General features: G+C 72.1%; 17 protein-coding genes. 7 read left to right on the top strand and 10 right to left on the bottom strand.

Annotated features, from left to right (window positions below):
- Positions 1 to 3 precede the first annotated feature (3 nt).
- Entirely contained in the window at positions 4 to 903 is a 900-nt protein-coding gene (locus ACFQZY_RS14530; protein ID WP_377417002.1) for a DMT family transporter, read from the top strand.
- 91 nt (positions 904 to 994) lie between these two features.
- On the opposite strand, the gene ACFQZY_RS14525 is transcribed toward ACFQZY_RS14530, so the two are convergent.
- The 7 genes from ACFQZY_RS14525 to ACFQZY_RS14495 all read right to left on the bottom strand — a co-directional run bounded on the left by ACFQZY_RS14525 (position 995) and on the right by ACFQZY_RS14495 (position 7,886).
- The gene (locus tag ACFQZY_RS14525; RefSeq protein ID WP_377417000.1) at positions 995 to 1,792 is read right to left on the bottom strand and encodes an SDR family oxidoreductase; all 798 of its coding nucleotides are present in this window, start codon (positions 1,790 to 1,792) and stop codon (positions 995 to 997) included.
- Between the two features lie 23 nt (positions 1,793 to 1,815).
- Positions 1,816 to 2,751 (bottom strand): DMT family transporter, encoded by a 936-nt coding sequence (locus tag ACFQZY_RS14520; protein WP_377416997.1) that lies wholly within the window; start codon positions 2,749 to 2,751, stop codon positions 1,816 to 1,818.
- On the bottom strand, positions 2,741 to 4,048 hold the full coding sequence (locus tag ACFQZY_RS14515; RefSeq protein ID WP_377416995.1) for a DUF3422 family protein: 1,308 nt from the start codon (positions 4,046 to 4,048) through the stop codon (positions 2,741 to 2,743). The genes ACFQZY_RS14520 and ACFQZY_RS14515 overlap by 11 nt, the downstream gene beginning before the upstream one ends.
- 83 nt (positions 4,049 to 4,131) lie before the next feature.
- Positions 4,132 to 5,646 carry a tripartite tricarboxylate transporter permease gene (locus tag ACFQZY_RS14510; protein WP_377416993.1) on the bottom strand — a complete coding sequence of 505 codons (1,515 nt, stop codon included), beginning with the start codon at positions 5,644 to 5,646 and terminating at the stop codon, positions 4,132 to 4,134.
- Positions 5,647 to 5,659: 13 nt separating this feature from the next.
- Positions 5,660 to 6,148 (bottom strand): tripartite tricarboxylate transporter TctB family protein, encoded by a 489-nt coding sequence (locus tag ACFQZY_RS14505; protein ID WP_377416991.1) that lies wholly within the window; start codon positions 6,146 to 6,148, stop codon positions 5,660 to 5,662.
- Between the two features lie 116 nt (positions 6,149 to 6,264).
- A complete protein-coding gene (locus ACFQZY_RS14500; protein ID WP_377416988.1) occupies positions 6,265 to 7,035 on the bottom strand; it encodes a spermidine synthase in 771 nt (256 codons plus the stop codon).
- On the bottom strand, positions 7,032 to 7,886 hold the full coding sequence (locus ACFQZY_RS14495; protein ID WP_377416986.1) for a TatD family hydrolase: 855 nt from the start codon (positions 7,884 to 7,886) through the stop codon (positions 7,032 to 7,034). Before ACFQZY_RS14495 ends, ACFQZY_RS14500 begins: the two co-directional genes overlap by 4 nt.
- 96 nt (positions 7,887 to 7,982) lie before the next feature.
- Here ACFQZY_RS14495 and ACFQZY_RS14490 point away from each other — a divergent pair, with 96 nt between their 5' ends.
- The 4 genes from ACFQZY_RS14490 to ACFQZY_RS14475 are packed head-to-tail and all read left to right on the top strand — an operon-like array spanning position 7,983 to position 12,074.
- Positions 7,983 to 9,014, top strand: a complete 1,032-nt coding sequence (locus ACFQZY_RS14490; RefSeq protein WP_377416984.1) for a S1C family serine protease — start codon at positions 7,983 to 7,985, stop codon at positions 9,012 to 9,014.
- Between the two features lie 30 nt (positions 9,015 to 9,044).
- The gene (locus ACFQZY_RS14485) at positions 9,045 to 10,052 is read left to right on the top strand and encodes an AAA family ATPase (RefSeq protein WP_377416982.1); all 1,008 of its coding nucleotides are present in this window, start codon (positions 9,045 to 9,047) and stop codon (positions 10,050 to 10,052) included.
- Positions 10,030 to 11,001: a DUF58 domain-containing protein gene (locus ACFQZY_RS14480; RefSeq protein ID WP_377416980.1), complete on the top strand. Its 972-nt coding sequence runs from the start codon at positions 10,030 to 10,032 to the stop codon at positions 10,999 to 11,001. The genes ACFQZY_RS14485 and ACFQZY_RS14480 overlap by 23 nt, the downstream gene beginning before the upstream one ends.
- 29 nt (positions 11,002 to 11,030) lie before the next feature.
- Positions 11,031 to 12,074 carry a VWA domain-containing protein gene (locus ACFQZY_RS14475; protein ID WP_377416978.1) on the top strand — a complete coding sequence of 348 codons (1,044 nt, stop codon included), beginning with the start codon at positions 11,031 to 11,033 and terminating at the stop codon, positions 12,072 to 12,074.
- Between the two features lie 98 nt (positions 12,075 to 12,172).
- Here ACFQZY_RS14475 and lolD read toward each other — a convergent pair whose 3' ends face one another.
- Together lolD and ACFQZY_RS14465 are read right to left on the bottom strand one after the other, a co-directional pair.
- Complete coding sequence (gene lolD, locus ACFQZY_RS14470) at positions 12,173 to 12,862, bottom strand: lipoprotein-releasing ABC transporter ATP-binding protein LolD (RefSeq protein ID WP_377416976.1); 690 nt, start codon at positions 12,860 to 12,862, stop codon at positions 12,173 to 12,175.
- Positions 12,855 to 14,111, bottom strand: coding sequence for a lipoprotein-releasing ABC transporter permease subunit (locus ACFQZY_RS14465; RefSeq protein WP_377416974.1), 1,257 nt, complete (start codon positions 14,109 to 14,111; stop codon positions 12,855 to 12,857). Before ACFQZY_RS14465 ends, lolD begins: the two co-directional genes overlap by 8 nt.
- 107 nt (positions 14,112 to 14,218) lie before the next feature.
- Here ACFQZY_RS14465 and ACFQZY_RS14460 point away from each other — a divergent pair, with 107 nt between their 5' ends.
- A complete protein-coding gene (locus tag ACFQZY_RS14460) occupies positions 14,219 to 15,175 on the top strand; it encodes a phosphoglycerate mutase (RefSeq protein WP_377416972.1) in 957 nt (318 codons plus the stop codon).
- Complete coding sequence (gene recJ / locus ACFQZY_RS14455; protein WP_377416970.1) at positions 15,172 to 16,881, top strand: single-stranded-DNA-specific exonuclease RecJ; 1,710 nt, start codon at positions 15,172 to 15,174, stop codon at positions 16,879 to 16,881. Before ACFQZY_RS14460 ends, recJ begins: the two co-directional genes overlap by 4 nt.
- Here recJ and ACFQZY_RS14450 read toward each other — a convergent pair.
- Entirely contained in the window at positions 16,878 to 17,108 is a 231-nt protein-coding gene (locus ACFQZY_RS14450) for a hypothetical protein (protein ID WP_377416968.1), read from the bottom strand. The two genes, recJ and ACFQZY_RS14450, sit on opposite strands and share 4 nt — an antisense overlap.
- Positions 17,109 to 17,147 lie beyond the last annotated feature (39 nt).

The raw sequence follows: 17,147 nt of genomic DNA, 5'->3' as shown, positions 1-17,147 counted from the left end.
CCCATGACCCCGCGATTCGACCTGCGCGCCCTCCTGCTGCTCACCCTGCCGCCCCTGCTGTGGGCCGGCAATGCGGTGGTGGGCCGGCTGGTCAGCGGCCTGGTGCCGCCGATGACGCTGAACCTGCTGCGGTGGGTCTTCGCGGCCCTCGCGCTGCTTCCCCTGGCCGGCTGGGTGCTGCGCCCCGGCAGCGGCTTCGCGGCCCACTGGCGCCGCTTCGCCTGGCTCGGCCTGCTCGGCATGGGCTGCTTCAACTCGCTGCAGTACCTGGCCCTGCACACCTCCACCCCCATGAACGTCACCCTGGTGGGCGCGAGCATGCCGGTGTTCATGATGGTCGTGGGCGTGGCCTTCCATGGCCAGCGGGTCTCGGCGCGGCAGGTCGGCGGCTCGCTGCTCTCGGCCACCGGCGTGCTGCTGGTGCTCACGCGCGGCGACCTGGCCGCCCTGTCCCGCCTGCAGCTGGTGCCGGGCGACCTGTACATGCTGTCGGCGGTGGTGGTGTGGGCCTTCTACAGCTGGGGCCTGGCGAAGACCACCGAGCCGGAGAACATCCGCAACGACTGGGCCGCGTACCTGCTGGCGCAGGTCGCCCCTGGCGTGCTCTGGTCGGCGCTGTTCACGGCCGGCGAGTGGGCGCTGGCGCCGCAGTCGATCACCTGGGGCTGGCCGGTGGCGGCCGCCCTCGCCTACGTGTCCCTGGGCGCCTCGGTGGTGGCCTACCGCTGCTGGGGCCTGGGCATCCAGCGCATGGGGCCCAACATGGCCGCCGTGTTCAACAACCTCACGCCGCTGTTCGCGGCACTGCTGTCCGGCGCGCTCCTGGGCGAGCTGCCGCATGCGTACCACGCGCTGGCGTTCGCGCTGATCGCCGGGGGCATCGTGGTGGCGGCGCGGCGCTGAAGCCGCCGGGGGCCGCCCGCGGCGGTCCCCTCGTGCAGGCCCCGTGCGGCAGGCCGCTGCGGCCACAGGGGCCTGCCGGGCGGGACCCGGCTCAGAAGGTGCCGGGGTACGCGCCGCCGTCGATCAGCAGGTTCTGGCCGGTGATGTAGCCCGCCTGCGCGCTGCACAAGAAGGCGCAGGTGGCGCCGAACTCCTCGGGCTCGCCGAAGCGCTGCGCCGGGATGGTCTTGCGGCGGCCGTCAGCGATCTCGTCGAGGCTCTTGCCCGTCTTGCTGGCGGCGCCGGCGAAGTTGGACTTGAGGCGGTCGGTGTAGAACGCACCGGGCAGCAGGTTGTTGATGGTGACGTTGCGGGCCGCCAGCTGCGGGTTGCGCGCCAGGCCGGCGATGAAGCCGGTGAGGCCGCTGCGCGCGCCGTTGGACAGGCCCAGCACATCGATCGGCGCCTTCACCGCGCCCGAGGTGATGTTGACGATGCGGCCGAAGCCGCGCTCGGCCATGCCGTCGGCCACCGCCTTGATCAATTCGATGGGGGTGAGCATGTTGGCGTCCAGCGCCTTGATCCATTCGTCCCGGCCCCAGTCGCGGAAGTCGCCGGGGGGCGGGCCGCCGGCGTTGGTGACCACGATGTCGTAGCCGGCGTGGGCGGCGAGGGCCGCGGCGCGGCCCTCGGGCGTGGTGATGTCGGCGGCCACCGCCACCACCTGGGTGCCGGCCGGCAGCTGCGGGTCGGCCCGCAGTTCGGCGGCCGCGGCCTCCAGCGCCGGGGCGCCGCGCGCCACCATCACCACGTGCGCACCGTTCTGCGCCAGCGCCCGGGCGCAGCCCAGGCCCAGGCCCTTGCTCGCGCCGCACACCAGGGCCCAGCGGCCCTTGATTCCGTAATCCATGTCTGCTCCTCGGAGTATGTTTTTCAGCCGCGCGATTGTGGCGCAGGCGCGCCCGGCGCGCGGGTGAACAGGTAGATGCCCGCAATCACCAGCACCGTGCCGGCCGCGACCCAGGCGGTGAAGGGCTCGCCGAGCAGCGCCACCCCCATGAAGATCGTGGACAGCGGGCCGACCATGCCGGTCTGCGCCGTCACGCCCGGGCCCACGCGCTCGATGGCCATCATGACCAGCAGCACCGGGATCGCGGTGCAGACGGTGGCATTGAGCAGTGACAGCCACACCACCGGCATCGGCGTGTCCAGCGCCGCGGCGATCGGGCGCGTGGCCGCAAAGTGGGCCAGCACGCACAGGCAGGCCACCGAGGTCGCCAGGCCCACCAGGCGCAGCGAGCCCACGCGCTTCACCATCTGGCCGCTGTAGACCATGTAGAGCGCATACATCACCGCGCTGGCCAGCACCAGGGCCGAGCCCTTGGCGGCCTCGGCGCCCTGCAGGCCCACCTCGTGGCCGAAGACCAGCAGCACGCCGCCATAGCTGGTGGCCATGCCCAGGAGCTGCGTGCGCCGCAGCGGCTTGCGGGTCATGAACCAGCCCATGGCCACGACCAGGGTCGGGTTGAGGTACAGGATCAGGCGTTCGAGCGAGGCAGTGACGTACTGGAGCCCGAGGAAATCGAGGTAGCTGGACAGGTAGTAGCCCGTGATCCCCAGGTAGGCCACGCCCGCCCAGTCCCGCAGGGAGAGCGCCTGCTTGCCGCGGCTCGCCCACCAGGCCATGGCAGCGAACAGGGGCAGCGCGAACAGCATGCGCAGCATGATCAGCGTGGTCGGGTCGGTGCCATGCCGGTAGGCCAGCTTGATGATGATGGCCTTGCCGCTGAAGGCCACGGCGCCGAGCGCCGCGAGGGCCAGGCCGACGCCCGGCCGGGAGGGGGCTTGCGTCACCGGCTCACTCCCCATGCAGCCGCGCGTGCAGGCGCCGCAGCGAGGCCCACACCGACAGCGCCACGACCGGGATGGCCACCGCCGCCGTGGTCTCGGCCGACCAGGGCCAGCCCAGGCCCTTGCCGCCCTTGGCCAGGTAGCTCACGAGGCCGACGATGTAGTAGGTGATGGCGGCGACCGACAGGCCCTCCACCGTCGACTGAAGCTTCAGCTGCAGCGCCTGGCGCCGGTTCATCGCGACCAGCAGGGCCTGGCTGCTTTCCTGCTGCTCGATCTCCACGCGGGTGCGCAGCAGGTTGCTGATGCGGGAGACGCGCTGCGACAGCGCGTCCTGCCGGCGCGCGGCCCACTCGCAGGTGCTGCGCGCGGGCGACAGGCGCCGCTGCACGAACTCGCCCAGGGTCTGCAGGCCCGGCAGGCGGGACTCGCCCAGGTCGGCGATGCGCCGGTCCACCAGCTCGAAGTAGGCGGTGCTGGCGGAAAAGCGCGAGTGGGTGGCGGCGTACTGGCCCTCCACCTCGCCGGCCAGCGTGGTCAGGCGATCGAGCAGCTGCGGCTCCTCGTTGCGGCGGGCGACGCGGATGGCGCCGGCCAGGTCGGCCAGCTCGGTCTCCGCGCGGCCCAGCGCGGCGAAGGCCTGGCGCGCCACCGGCAGCGCCAGCAGGGCCATCATGCGGTAGCTGTCGATCTCCACCAGCTGCTGCACCAGGCGGCCCAGGCGGCGCGGCGAGAGGCCGCCGGCCAGCAGCACCATGCGCGAGAAGCCGTCGGCATGCAGGGCGAAGTCGGTGTAGACCTCGCCGTGGCCATCGGCGACGGTGGAGCCCACCAGGGTCTCCTCGTTCAGCACATGGCGGGTCAGGGGCCGGTGGTCGAGGGCATCGGCCGGCAGCACCCACAGGTGCAGGCCGGCCAGCCAGCGCCCGGGCAGCTGCGAGAGCCAGGCCTGGGGCACGGCGCCGATGGCGGCCTCGGGCTCGCGGTCGCCGAAGTCCTGCGCATCGAAGCCGGCGCGCGAGAAGGTCCAGGTCACGAACTCGGTGTGCATCTCCCAGCGCAGGCGCAGGCCGGCCACGTCCACCCGCAGGTGGCTGCAGCCCTCGTCGGGCGGCGGCAGGTGGTGGTCACGCAGCAGGGCCGCGACATGGGCCCGGCTCGCCTCGCGCTGCGCGGCGTCGCAGTGCATGACCACGTGGCTCATGGCCAGCGGCGCCGCCATCGCCTCGGGCGGGCGGGCATGGATCTCGTTGTGGAGGGCGACCCGCTGGGGATGCGGCGCGGGCAGCCGGGGCGAGGCAGTCGTCGTAGTCACTGCGGCGATTGTGACAGCCACAAAGCGAAACGGCACCCGAGGGTGCCGTTTCACGCACGGGCCGCGAGGGCCCGGGGGAGCGATCAGTCTTCTTCGACGAAGACGTTCTCGCGCTTGCTCTTCACGGAGGGCAGCAGCACGATGATGATCAGGATGGCAGCCACCGCCAGCAGCGAGGCCGACAGGGGACGGGTCACGAACACGCTCCAGTCACCGCGGGACAGCAGCATGGCGCGGCGCAGGTTCTCCTCCATCATCGGGCCCAGGATGAAGCCCAGGAGCAGCGGCGCGGGTTCGCAACCGAGCTTGAGGAAGGTGTAGCCGATCACGCCGAACGCAGCCACCATCCAGATGTCGAAGGTGTTGTTGTTCGTGGAGTACACGCCGATCGCGCAGAACAGCACGATGGCGGGGAACAGCCAGCGATACGGGATCGTCAGCAGCTTGATCCACATGCCGATCAGGGGCAGGTTCAGGATGATCAGCATCAGGTTGCCGATCCACATGGAGGCGATCAGGCCCCAGAACAGCTGCGGGTTGCTGGTCATCACCTGCGGGCCCGGCTGGATGTTGTGGATGGTCATCGCGCCCACCATCAGCGCCATCACGGCGTTGGGCGGGATGCCCAGCGTCAGCAGCGGGATGAAGGAGGTCTGGGCGCCCGCGTTGTTGGCGGACTCGGGGCCGGCCACGCCGCGGATGTTGCCCTTGCCCAGGACGACTTCGCCTTCCTTGAGCTTGATCTTCTTCTCGATCGTGTAGGCCGCGAAGGCCGCCAGCAGCGCGCCGCCGCCCGGCAGGATGCCCAGGACGGAGCCCAGGGTGGTGCCGCGCAGCACGGCGGGCAGCATCATCTTGAAGTCATGGCCGGTGGGGAACAGGCCCTGCACCTTGGCGGTGAAGACTTCGCGGTCTTCCTCCGACTTGGACAGGTTCATGATGATCTCGCCGTAGCCGAACACGCCCATGGCGATGGTGATGAAGCCGATGCCGTCGGTGAGTTCGGGGACGTCGAACGAGAAGCGGGCGACGCCGGAGTTCACGTCGGTGCCGACCAGGCCCATCAGCAGGCCCAGCACGATCATGGCGATGGCCTTGATCAGGGAGCCGGAAGCCAGCACCACGGCGCCGATCAGGCCCAGGATCATCAGCGAGAAGTACTCGGCGGGGCCGAACTTGAAGGCGACCTCGGTCAGGGGCGCGGCGAACGCGGCCAGGATCAGGGTGCCGACGCAGCCGGCGAAGAAGGAGCCCAGGCCGGCGGCAGCCAGCGCGGGACCCGCGCGGCCCTGCCGGGCCATCTGGTAGCCGTCCAGTGTGGTCACCACCGAGGACGACTCACCGGGCAGGTTCACCAGGATGGCGGTGGTGGAGCCGCCGTACTGGGCGCCGTAGTAGATGCCGGCCAGCATGATCAGCGCGGCCAGCGGGGGCAGCGCGTAGGTGGCGGGCAGCAGCATGGCGATGGTGGCCACGGGGCCGACGCCGGGCAGCACGCCGATCAGGGTGCCCAGCAGGCAGCCCACGAAGGCATAGGCCAGGTTCTGCAGCGTGAACGCCGCGCCGAACCCGATCGCGAGGTTGGTAAACAGTTCCATGTCAGTGATGCTTTCAGCCGGCGATGAAGGAAGGCCACACCTGGAATTGCAGCTTCAGCAGCTTGATGAAGGCCAGGTAGCTCAGGATCGCCAGGATGGTGGCGAGGATGGTGATTTCCTTCGGGCGGAAGTGGTCACCGGCCAGGCTGGCGATGAACACCAGCGCAAAGATCGCGACGATCAGGCCCATGGCCGGCACGCCCAGCGAGGGCAGGCCGCCGAGCAGCACGCCGAACGCCAGGTTCGCGCCGATGATGAAGCCCAGGGGCTTCCAGGCGATCGAACCGATCTTCTCGCCGTCCTCGGTGTCGACCACCAGGGACTCGAACAGGATGAACGCACCCAGCAGGCCCAGCACGATCCCCAGCAGCAGGGGGAAGTAGCCGGGGCCCATGCGGGCGCCTTCGCCGATGGTGTACTTGGTGGCGCCCCAAGCGAACGCCCCTCCGACCACCATGAACATGAGGCCGGAGAAGAAATCCTTCTGGCTCTTGATTTTCACGAAACAACTCCTCGATGCGGAATGCAACCGGGGGATTCTGGTGGCAATCCCATCCGCTACCGTTGTGGGTTCCACCTACCGCCCCACCCGGGGAAACCCGCAGGAGCCTGCCGGGGTCAGCGCACCAGGGGCTTGAAGACCCGCAGCCACTTGGGCGCGGGCAGTCCCCAACGTGACTGGATCGCATCGGCGCGCTCGACGATCTGCGCGCGCGTGGGGCGGGCAGGGGTGCGCTGCGCCAGCACCACGGTGTTGCCCTCGCGGGTGGGCTTGAAGGCCCAGACCGCCTCCTCGCCGAACGCCGCGCAGATGCGCGCCAGGCTGCGCTCGTAGCTCGAGGCGCGCCCGAACAGGTTCACGGTCATGCAGCCGTCCTCGGTCAGGAGGTGGCGGCAGTCGGCATAGAAACTTTCGTCGTCGAGCACCGGTGCGGCGGCCTCGTGGTCGTACAGGTCCACCTGGAGGGCGTCGACCCGGCCGGCCCAGTGGTCCGAGGCCGCGACCTCGGCGGCGTCGCCCAGGACCACCGAGAGCCGGGCATCGTCGGCCGGCAGCTTGAACCACAGCCGGCAGGCCGCGACCACCTGCGGATTGAGCTCGATGGCGGTGGTGGCCATGCGCACCTTCTTGCGGCAGAACTTGGTCAGCGAGGCGGCGCCCAGCCCGAGCTGCATGGCATGGCGCTTCGCGGCCGAGGCCGGCTCGACGAACAGCAGCCAGGCCATCATGCGCTGCACGTACTCGAGGTCGATGTCGAACGGCGCGTCCAGCCGCATCGAGCCCTGCACCCAGTCGGTGGCGCCCAGGTGCAGGTAGCGGATGTCGCCGATGTCGGAGAAGCTCACCTCGGGCAGCGAGGCGGCGGGCTTGCGTTTGGCGGGTTTCAAGGTGCCGGGATTATCGCGGCGCCGCCGGCCGGCCCCAGGAGGGCCTGCAGGCGCGGCAAGGCCTGCAGCGCGTTGGCCGTGGTGGCGGCGGCCAGTTCGTCGACCGCCATCCCGCGCAGGCCCGCCAGCACCGCGCCGATAGCGGGCAGCTCGCCCGGCTCGTTGCGGCCCTGGGGCTGGCCGGCGGCGCGCTCCTGCGCGGTGCGGTAAAGCCAGTGCGGCGGGATGTCGGGCGCGTCGGTCTCCAGCACCAGGGCCGACAGCGGCAGCGCGGTCGCCAGCCGCCGCACCTGCAGCGCGCGCTCGTAGGTCAGCGTGCCGCCGAATCCCAGGCGGAACCCCAGGTCCACGAAGGCGCGGGCCTGCTGCCCGCTGCCGTTGAAGGCATGGGCGATGCCCGTCACGCCCTCGCGCCGCAACTCGCGCAGCAGGGCGTCGGCCGACCGGCGCACGTGCAGGATCACCGGCAGCCCGTGGCGGCGCGCCAGCCGCAGCTGCTCGCGGTAGAAGAACTGCTGGCGCGCCGGGTCCAGGCCAGGGACGAAATGGTCCAGGCCGATCTCGCCCACGGCCACCAGGCGCGGGTCGTCCCGGTGCTCGGCGAGGGCGCGGTCCAGGGCCTCGAGGTCGGCCTCGCCGGCCTGGGGCGTGAACAGGGGGTGGATCCCCAGCGCGTAGCTGTCGCCGGTGCGACTGGCCAGCGCGCGCACCGCATCGAAATGCGCCGCCGCCACCGCCGGCAGCACGCAGTGCACCACGCCGGCGCGGGCGGCGCGGGCCCGCACGAGCGCGGCGTCCGGCGCGAACTCCGGCGCGTCGAGGTGGCAGTGGGTGTCGATCCAGGCCGGCATCGGCGGATGATGCCGCAAACGGGTGCAGGCCCTGGCGTTCCGTGATACCGTGCCACCCGGTTCCCCCCGCTTCGCAGGTTGTCGACGAGGTGAAGGATGCGAAGGCCAGCCCTCTACAGCTCCAGCCGCCCAGGCCGTCCGGCACGGGCCGAGGCCGCACCGCCCGCCGACCCCACGGCGGCCGCCGCGGCAGCCGCCGCCATGACGCCCGAGGCCGGGGCGCCCGTCGCCCCGCCGCCGCCCCGCTGGCGCGTGCGCCTGAGGCGCCCCACCTCCCTCGAATGGCTCTGGCTGCTGGTGCTGGTCCTCACCACCCTGCTGGTGTGGGCCTTCACGCTCGGGCCCGCCGTGCCGCAGCGGCGCCTCACGCAGCAGGACATCGACGCCGCCGTCCTCAAGACCCTCTCCAGCCAGCCCCTGCCCTCCGAGTACGCCAAGGCGTACGAGGCGATCCGGCCCTCGGTGGTCCGGGTGGTGGGCTACATCCGCCGCGACCGGCTCAAGCCGGACCACCCCGCGGTCAAGTCGGGCAAGCTCAAGCCGCCCCAGGCCGTGGCCAGCGCGGCGTCGGCCGCCGCCGGCGACGAGGTCGAGTTCGGCGTCGGCACCGGCGTGGTCATCGTCGACAAGGGCCTGATCCTCACCAACCTGCATGTGGTCTCCGGCGCCGACCGCATCGAGGTCACCTTCGCCGACGGCCTGCAGGCCAGCGCCTACGTTCGCAATGTGCAGCCCGAGAACGATCTCGCCGTGCTGCAGGCCAACAAGCTGCCCGACGACCTCTTCGCCGCCACCCTGCGCTCCACCGCCGACCTGCAGCCCGGCGACAAGGTGATGGCGGTGGGCTTTCCCTTCGGCATCGGCCCCTCCGCGTCGGCCGGCGTCGTCTCGGGCCTGCAGCGCGTGTTCCGCTCGCCCGAGGGGCAGCACGACATGCGCAACCTGATCCAGTTCGACGCCGCGGCCAATCCGGGCAATTCGGGCGGCCCCCTGGTCACCATGGACGGCGAGGTCGTGGGCATCGTCACCGCCATCCTCAACCCCACCCCGGCGCGCACCTTCATCGGCATCGGCTTCGCGGTGCCGATCGAGAACGCCGCCAGCGCCGTCGGCCTGCCGCCCTTCTAGATCCCGTCCCCCGCCCCTCCAGGAGACCCCATGCACCACGCCCCCGCCAACGAGGCCACCGCCAAGCTGATGGAACAGATCCTCTATGAGGTCAAGCGCGTCGTCGTCGGCCAGGACCGCTTCCTCGAGCGGGTGATGGTCGCCATCCTGGCGCAGGGGCACCTGCTGGTCGAGGGCGTGCCGGGCCTGGCCAAGACGCTGACGGTGAAGACCCTGGCCAGCACCATCCGCGGCCATTTCCGGCGCATCCAGTTCACGCCCGACCTGGTGCCTTCGGACCTGGTGGGCACGCGCATCTACAACCAGCGAACCGGCGAGTTCAGCACCGCACTGGGCCCGGTCTTCACCAACCTGCTGCTGGCCGACGAGATCAACCGCGCCCCGGCCAAGGTGCAGAGCGCGCTGCTGGAAGTCATGCAGGAGCGGCAGGTCACCATCGCCGGCGACACCCACCGCGTGCCCTCGCCCTTCCTGGTGATGGCCACGCAGAACCCCATCGAGACCGAGGGCACCTACCCGCTGCCCGAGGCGCAGGTGGACCGCTTCATGATGAAGGTGCTGGTGGACTACCCGAGCGACGAGGAGGAGTACGTGATCGTCGAGCGCGTCACCGGGCCGGCGGTGCATGTCTCGCCGGTGGCCACCACCGAGCAGCTCGCCGCGCTGCAGGCCGAGTGCCGCAAGGTCTATGTCGATCCCTCCCTGATCCAGTACGCGGTGAAGCTGGTCTCGGCCACCCGCGACCCAGGCCGGCACGGGCTCAAGGACCTGGCCCGCTTCATCACCTTCGGCGCCAGCCCGCGCGCCACCATCAACCTCACCGAGGGCGCGCGCGCCCTGGCCCTGCTGCGGGGCCGCTCGTACGCCCTGCCCGAGGACATGGTGGACCTGGTGCCCGACACCCTGCGCCACCGCATCGTGCTGTCGTACGAGGCGCTGTCCGAGGGCATGGACTCCGACGCGCTGATCGCCCAGGTCATGGCCAAGATCCCGGTGCCCGCGCGCCCGCTCGAACATGACGACAAGCTCGCCGCCTGAACCGCCGGCCGCGCCGCGCGCCGCCGCCCGCGCCGAGCAGCTGCTGCGCCGGCTCGAGTGGACGGTGATCCGCCGGCTCGACGGCCTGCTCCAGGGCGACTACCGCACCCTGATGCGAGGCACCGGCCTGGACCTGGCCGACCTGCGCGAGTACCAGCACGCCGACGACGTGCGCCACATCGACTGGAACGTGACCGCCCGCACCCAGGTGCCGCATGTGCGCGTGTTCACCGAGGACCGCGAGATGGCCGCCTGGTTCCTGCTGGACCTGAGCCCCTCGGTCGACTTCGGCTCCGGCACGCAGCGCAAGCGCGACGTGGCGCGCGACTTCACCGCCGTCCTGGCCCGCCTGCTCACGCGCCACGGCAACCGCGTCGGCGCCCTGCTCTATGGCCGCGGCGTCGACACCATGATCCCCACCGGCAGCGGCCGCCGCCACGTGCTGCACCTGCTCCACAGCCTCGACGCGCGCCCGCCCGCGCACGATGAAGCCGGCCCCACCCACCTGCGCGAGCTGCTGGAGGCGGGTGCCGCCCTGCTGCGCCGGCGTTCCACGGTGTTCGTCGTCTCCGACTTCATCAGCGAGCCGGGCTGGGAGCGCGCGCTGGGCCTGCTGGCGCGCCGCCACGAGGTGGTGGCCGTGCGCGTGCTCGACCCGCTGGAGCTGGAGATCCCCGACCTGGGCCTGCTCACGCTGCGCGACGCCGAGACTGGCGAGCAGCTGCTGGTGGACACCCACGACCCCGCCTTCCGCAAGCGCTTCGCCCGCATCGCGGCGCAGCGCGAGGCCGAACTGCGCGCGGGCCTGGCCGCCGCCGGGGTGGACACCCTGGAGCTGTCCACCGACGACGACCTGGCCGACGCCCTGGTGCGCTTCGTCGAGCTGCGCCGGCAGCGCGCGCGCCTGTCCGGCGGCTCGCTGCCCACCCACCTGCGGCGCGCCGCCTAGACCCGACAGAACGCCCCGAGAGAGCCGCCATGAACTTCCTCTGGCCCCACCACCTCTGGCTCCTGCTGCTGCTGCCGCTGCTGGTGCTGCTGTACGCCTGGCTCCTGCGGCGGCGCCGCAAGATGGCCGTGCGCTTCGCCTCGCTGGCCATCGTGAAGGAAGCCCTGGGCGCCGGCCCGGGCTGGCGCCGGCACGTGCCGCCGGCGCTGTTCCTGCTGGCGCTGGCCGCCATGCTGCTGGCCGCGGCGCGTCCGGTGGCCGTGGTGACCCTGCCCTCGACGCAGCAGACCATCATCCTGGCCATGGACGTCTCCGGCAGCATGCGCGCCACCGACGTACAGCCCAATCGCCTGGTGGCGGCGCAGAACGCCGCCAAGGCCTTCCTCACCGAGCTGCCGCGGGACGTGAAGGTGGGCATCGTCGCCTTCGCCGGCTCGGCCCAGGTGGCGCAGCTGCCCACCGTGAACCGGGAGGACCTGGTCACCGCGATCGACCGCTTCCAGATGCAGCGCGCCACCGCCACCGGCAACGCGATCGTGGTCTCGCTGGCGACGATCTTCCCCGACGACGGCGCGCTCGACATCCAGGCGATGCAGGGCGGCCGCGACCGCTGGCGCGCGCAGTCGCTCGATACCGAGAAGAAGGAGAAGAAGGAATTCACCCCGGTGCCGCCCGGCTCCTACGGCTCGGCCGCGGTGATCATGCTCACCGACGGCCAGCGCACTACCGGTGTCGACCCGCTGGACGCGGCCAAGCTCGCCGCCGAGCGCGGCGTGCGGGTCTACACCGTCGGCATCGGCACGGTGGACGGCGAGACCATCGGCTTCGAGGGCTGGTCCATGCGGGTGCGGCTCGACGAGGAGACGCTCAAGGCCATCGCCAACAAGACCGCCGCCGAGTACTACTACGCCGGCACCGCGCAGGACCTGAAGAAGGTCTACGAGACCCTCAGCACCCGCCTCACGGTGGAAAAGAAGGAGACCGAGGTCTCGGCGCTGCTGGCGCTGGCCGCGGCCCTGCTCGCCGTGCTGTCGGCGGGCCTGTCGGTGCTGTGGTTCAACCGGATCCTCTGAGCGGCGGGCCCTGCTGACGCGCCGGGACCTGAAGGCGCAGTCCTGCCGCCGCCTTCGCCGCAGCGGCCCTTCCAGCGGGCCGCCCCGAGCCGCCGCCCCTACGCCAGCCGCCCCGCCGCGAGCCGCAGCTGGCGGCCGCAGCGCGCGGCCAGCGCCTCGTCATGCGAGACCAGCACGAAGGCGGTACCGTGCTCGTGGGCGAGCTGCAGCATCAGGTCGAACACCGCGTCGGCGGTGGCGCGGTCGAGGTTGCCGGTGGGCTCGTCGGCCAGCACGCAGTCCGGGCGCGTGACCAGCGCGCGGGCGATGGCCACGCGCTGGCGCTCGCCGCCGGAGAGTTCGGCCGGCCGGTGCCGCACGCGCTGCCCCAGGCCCACCGCCTCCAGCGCCTCGCGGGCGCGGGCGTGGCACACCGCCACCGGCTCGCGGCGGATGCGAAGCGGCATGGCCACGTTGTCCAGCGCGCTGAATTCCGGCAGCAGGTGGTGGAACTGGTAGACGAAACCCAGGTGCCGGTTGCGAAGCCGCCCCTGCTGCGCGGGGCCCAGCCCCCGCAGCGGCCGGCCCAGGAGGTGCACCTCGCCCGCGGTGGGCGCATCCAGCCCCCCGAGCAGGTGCAGCAGCGTGCTCTTGCCCGAGCCGGAGGCGCCGACGATGGCCACCGTCTCGCCGGCCTGCACCGACAGGTCGACCCCGCGCAGGACCTCGACATCGAGCCCGCCCTCGGTGAAACGCTTGGACAGGCCGCGCGCCTGCAGCACCGCGCCGTCGGGGATGAAGTCACTCATAGCGCAGCGCCTCCGCGGGGTTGACGCGGCTGGCGCGCCAGCTCGGGTACAGCGTGGCCGCGAAGGCCAGGACCAAGGAGATCACCGCGATCGGGACGATGTCGGCGGACTGCGGGTCGCTGGGCATGCGGGAGATCAGGTACACGTCACGCGGCAGGAAGCTGGCGCCCAGGGCGCGCTCCAGCGCGGGCACCAGCACGTCGATGTTCAGCGCCACGCCCAGCCCCAGGAGCAGGCCGGCGAGCGTGCCCACCACGCCCACCGTGGCGCCCTGCACCACGAAGATGCCCATGATGCTGGCCGGGCTCGCGCCCAGCGTGCGCAGGATGGCGATGTCGGCGCGCTTGTCGGTGACGGTCATCACCAGCGTGCTCACGAGGTTGAAGGCGGCCACCGCGACGATCAGCGTGAGGATGATGAACATCATGCGTTTCTCCAGCTGCACCGCGGCGAACCAGGTGCGGTTCTGGCGGGTCCAGTCCCGCACCACCACCGGGTCGGTGAAGCCCGCGGCCAGCTGCGCGGCGACCTCGCGGGCCTGGTGCAGGTCCCGCAGGCGCAGGCGCAGGCCGGTCGGGCCCTCCAGGCGGAACAGGCGCTGGGCGTCGTCGAGGTGCATCAGCACCAGGCCGCTGTCGTACTCGTAGTGGCCGGAGTCGAAGGTACCCACCACCGTCATCTGCTTGAGGCGCGGCACCACGCCGGCCGGCGTGACCTGGCCGCCCGGGGCGATCACGGTGACCGCGTCGCCCTCGCGCAGCCCGAGCTGGCGCGCCAGCTCGCTGCCCACCACCACGCCGAACTCGCCCGGCACCAGCCGGCGCAGGGCGGTATCCTGCAGCGTGCGGGCCAGCTCGGTGATCTGCGGCTCCAGCGCCGGGTCGACGCCGCGCACCAGCGTGCCGCGCATGTCCTCGCCGCGCGCCAGCAGCGCCTGGGCCGCCACGAAGGGCGCGGCGGCCACCACCTCGGGATGGCGCCGGGCCTCGGCCTGCGTGCGCGCGAGGTCGGGGATCACGCCGCCGCCGGGGCCGTAGACCTCGATGTGCGAGACCACGCCCAGCATGCGGTCACGCACCTCCTTCTGGAAGCCGTTCATGACCGACAGCACGATGATCAGGGCCGCCACGCCCAGCGCGATGCCGAGCATGGAGACGCCGGAGATGAAGGAGATGAAGCCGTTGCGCCGGGTGGCCCGGCCCGCGCGGGTGTAGCGCCAGCCGAGGAGGAGTTCGTAAGGGGTTCGCATGCGGCGGTGGGGCGGCGTGGGGCGTGTGGCGCGTGGTGGGATGCGGCGGGAGTCCGGCGCAGGTTCTTTTCGCTGGGCCGGATTGTGGCATCCGGGACAATAGGGCCATGTCGGACGCCATCCACCTGCTGATTCCCTTCGCCGTGACCGCCTCGCCGGGCTGCGCGCAGGCCCTGGAGGGCCTGGCCTTGCCCGCGTTGCGGCGGCTGCTGGGGCGCCTGGCGGTGGACCGCGAGGACCTCGGCACCCTGGGCGACCTGTCCATGCCGCACGAGCGCGCCCTGGCCCGGGCCATCGGCCTGCCCGCCACCGACGGCCGCATCCCCTGGGCCGCCTGGCAGCTTCGCAGCGAGGGCCGGGACCCCGGCACCGCGCCCTGGGCCTGGCTGACCCCCTGCCACTGGGAGGTGGGCGCCGACCGCATCACCATGCGCGCGCCGCAGCACCTGCAACTGGGCGAGGCGGAGTCGCGCACGCTGATGGAGGCGATGCAGCCCTACTTCGAGGAGGACGGCATGGCCCTCACCTGGGATGCGCCGGACCGCTGGCTCGCCCAGGGCGAGATGCTCCACGAGCTGGCCTGCGCCAGCCTGGAGCGCGTGGTGGGCGCTGTGGTGGACGACTGGCTGCCGCGCCAGCGCGAGGCGCGCCCGCTGCGCCGGCTGCAGCAGGAGATGCAGATGTTCCTGTACACGCACCCGGCCAACGAGGCGCGCGAGGCGGCGCGCCTGCCCACCGTGAACTCGTTCTGGGTCAGCGGCGCGGGCTCGCTGCCCGAGGACGCGCCGGCGCACATGCCGGCCGGCCTGAAGATGGAAACGCGCCTGCGCGACGCCGCGCTGGACGGCGACTGGACGGCCTGGACCGCGGTCTGGCGCGAGATCGACACGCACGAACTGCCCCGTCTGGCGGCCGCCCTCGACCACGGCCGCCCGGTCACCCTCACGCTGTGCGGCGAACGCGGCTCGCGCACCTGGATCCAACGACACGGCCAGCGCCTGTGGCACCGCGCCACCGCCGGCCTGCGCGCCCCGTCCCTGGCGGCGGCGCTCGACAAGCTATGAAGATCATCGAGAGAGACATTCCCCCGCGCGCCGCCTGGGCGCTGGAGCAGGCCGGCGTGCACCCGCTGCTGGCCCGCCTGTTCGCCGCCCGCGGCGTGACCCACAAGGACGAACTGGACGACGGGCTGGCCCGTCTGCTGCCGCCCGCGGGCCTCAAGGGCGCGCAGGAGGCCGCCCGCCTGCTGGCCGACGCGATCGCCGCCGGCAAGCGCCTGTGCGTGGTGGCCGACTACGACTGCGACGGCGCCACCGCCTGCGCCACGGCCGTGCGCGGGCTGCGCCTGCTCGGCGCGAAGCAGGTCGAGTACCTGGTCCCCGACCGCGTGGTCGACGGCTACGGCCTGACGCCCCCCATCGCCAGGCGGGTGGCCGAGCGCGGCGCCGACCTCCTGATCACCGTGGACAACGGCATCGCCAGCGTCGAGGGCGTGGCCACGGCCAACGCGCTGGGCCTGCAGGTGCTGGTGACCGACCACCACCTGCCCGGCCCGACCCTGCCCGACGCGGCCGTGATCGTGAACCCCAACCAGCCGGGCGACGACTTCGAGAGCAAGTCCATGGCCGGCGTGGGCGTGATGTTCTACGTGCTGCTGGCGCTGCGCGCGGAGCTGCGCGCGCGCGGCGTGTTCGACGCGGCCAGCCAGCCGAAGCTGGACGCGCTGCTGCCGATCGTGGCGCTGGGCACGGTCGCCGACGTGGTCAGGCTGGACGCCAACAACCGCCGCCTCGTCGCCCAGGGGCTGCGCCGCATCCGCGCCGGGCAGATGCCCGCCGGCATCGCCGCCCTGTTCAATGCGGCGGGCCGCAAGGCGCCGGTGGCCACCACCTTCGATTTCGGCTTCGCCCTGGGCCCGCGCATCAATGCCGCGGGCCGCCTGGCCGACATGACCCTGGGCATCGAGTGCCTGCTCACGGACGATGCCACCCGCGCCGACGAACTCGCGCGCACGCTGGACGGCATCAACCGCGAGCGCCGCGAGATCGAGGGCGGCATGCGCGAGCAGGCGATGGAGGTGGCGATGTCCCTGTTCGACGAGGGCGAGGAGCCGCCGCCGGCGATCTGCGTCTTCGACCCCGACTTCCACGAGGGCGTGGTGGGCATCGTGGCCTCGCGCCTGAAGGACCGCATGCACCGGCCGACCTTCGTCTTCGCCGCCAGCGCGGCGCCGGGCAAGGAGCACGAGCTCAAGGGCTCGGGCCGCTCCATCCCCGGCTTCCACCTGCGCGACGCACTGGACCTGGTGGCCAAGCGCCACCCCGGCGTGCTGGTGAAGTTCGGCGGCCATGCGATGGCAGCCGGCTGCACCGTGGCCGAGGAACATTTCGACACCTTCGAGCAGGCCCTGAACCAGGTGGCCGCCGAGTGGCTGGATGCCGCCACGCTGCAGCGCCGGCTGGAGACCGACGGCCCGCTCGCGCCCGAGTACCGCCGCACCGACCTGGTGGACACGCTGCACCAGGAGGTGTGGGGCCAGGGCTTCGCGCCGCCGGTGTTCAGCGAGGAAGTGGAGGTGCTGTCGCAGCGGCTGGTGGGCGAAAAGCACCTGGCGCTGAAGCTGCGGCACCAGGGCCAGCCGGTGGACGGCATCTGGTTCAGCCACACCGAGCCGCTGCCGCCGCGCGTGAAGCTGGCCTTCCGGCTCGACGCGGACGAATGGCAGGGGCAGCGGAAGGTGCGCTTCCTCGTCGAGGGCGCGGAGTTCTAGGGCCGGGCCGACACCTGCCGCCGGCAGGAGGCGATGGTCGACTTGGGGACGTAGGCCAGGCAGTCGTTGAAGGCGACCTGCGTCACCTGCAGCTCGAGCCGCCGCGCCGCGGCGCGGTCCACCTGGTGGCTGCACAGGACCCAGAAGGCCAGGCCCTCGGCGACGATGAGGGTGGTGGCGGTGGTCCAGAACAGGGGGCGCAGGCCCCGGGCGGCGCGGGTCGACATGGTGATTCTTCAGGGAGCCCGTGGATCCTAGGCAGCGCG

Source organism: Ramlibacter sp. GCM10027632 (assembly GCF_042675325.1).
Taxonomy (GTDB): Bacteria; Pseudomonadota; Gammaproteobacteria; order Burkholderiales; family Burkholderiaceae_C; genus Ramlibacter.
This window is presented reverse-complemented; position numbering and strand designations above follow the sequence as displayed.

Excerpts from the sequence above, each read along its gene's own strand:
- ACFQZY_RS14510 (WP_377416993.1), bottom strand. The coding sequence starts at position 5,646 with ATGGAACTGTTTACCAACCTCGCGATCGGGTTCGGCGCGGCGTTCACG.
- ACFQZY_RS14460 (WP_377416972.1), top strand. The coding sequence starts at position 14,219 with ATGTCGGACGCCATCCACCTGCTGATTCCCTTCGCCGTGACCGCCTCG.
- ACFQZY_RS14485 (WP_377416982.1), top strand. The coding sequence starts at position 9,045 with ATGCACCACGCCCCCGCCAACGAGGCCACCGCCAAGCTGATGGAACAG.
- ACFQZY_RS14520 (WP_377416997.1), bottom strand. The coding sequence starts at position 2,751 with ATGGGGAGTGAGCCGGTGACGCAAGCCCCCTCCCGGCCGGGCGTCGGC.
- lolD (WP_377416976.1), bottom strand. The coding sequence starts at position 12,862 with ATGAGTGACTTCATCCCCGACGGCGCGGTGCTGCAGGCGCGCGGCCTG.
- ACFQZY_RS14465 (WP_377416974.1), bottom strand. The coding sequence starts at position 14,111 with ATGCGAACCCCTTACGAACTCCTCCTCGGCTGGCGCTACACCCGCGCG.
- ACFQZY_RS14475 (WP_377416978.1), top strand. The coding sequence starts at position 11,031 with ATGAACTTCCTCTGGCCCCACCACCTCTGGCTCCTGCTGCTGCTGCCG.
- ACFQZY_RS14530 (WP_377417002.1), top strand. The coding sequence starts at position 4 with ATGACCCCGCGATTCGACCTGCGCGCCCTCCTGCTGCTCACCCTGCCG.
- ACFQZY_RS14450 (WP_377416968.1), bottom strand. The coding sequence starts at position 17,108 with ATGTCGACCCGCGCCGCCCGGGGCCTGCGCCCCCTGTTCTGGACCACC.
- ACFQZY_RS14480 (WP_377416980.1), top strand. The coding sequence starts at position 10,030 with ATGACGACAAGCTCGCCGCCTGAACCGCCGGCCGCGCCGCGCGCCGCC.
- recJ (WP_377416970.1), top strand. The coding sequence starts at position 15,172 with ATGAAGATCATCGAGAGAGACATTCCCCCGCGCGCCGCCTGGGCGCTG.
- ACFQZY_RS14495 (WP_377416986.1), bottom strand. The coding sequence starts at position 7,886 with ATGCCGGCCTGGATCGACACCCACTGCCACCTCGACGCGCCGGAGTTC.
- ACFQZY_RS14525 (WP_377417000.1), bottom strand. The coding sequence starts at position 1,792 with ATGGATTACGGAATCAAGGGCCGCTGGGCCCTGGTGTGCGGCGCGAGC.
- ACFQZY_RS14490 (WP_377416984.1), top strand. The coding sequence starts at position 7,983 with ATGCGAAGGCCAGCCCTCTACAGCTCCAGCCGCCCAGGCCGTCCGGCA.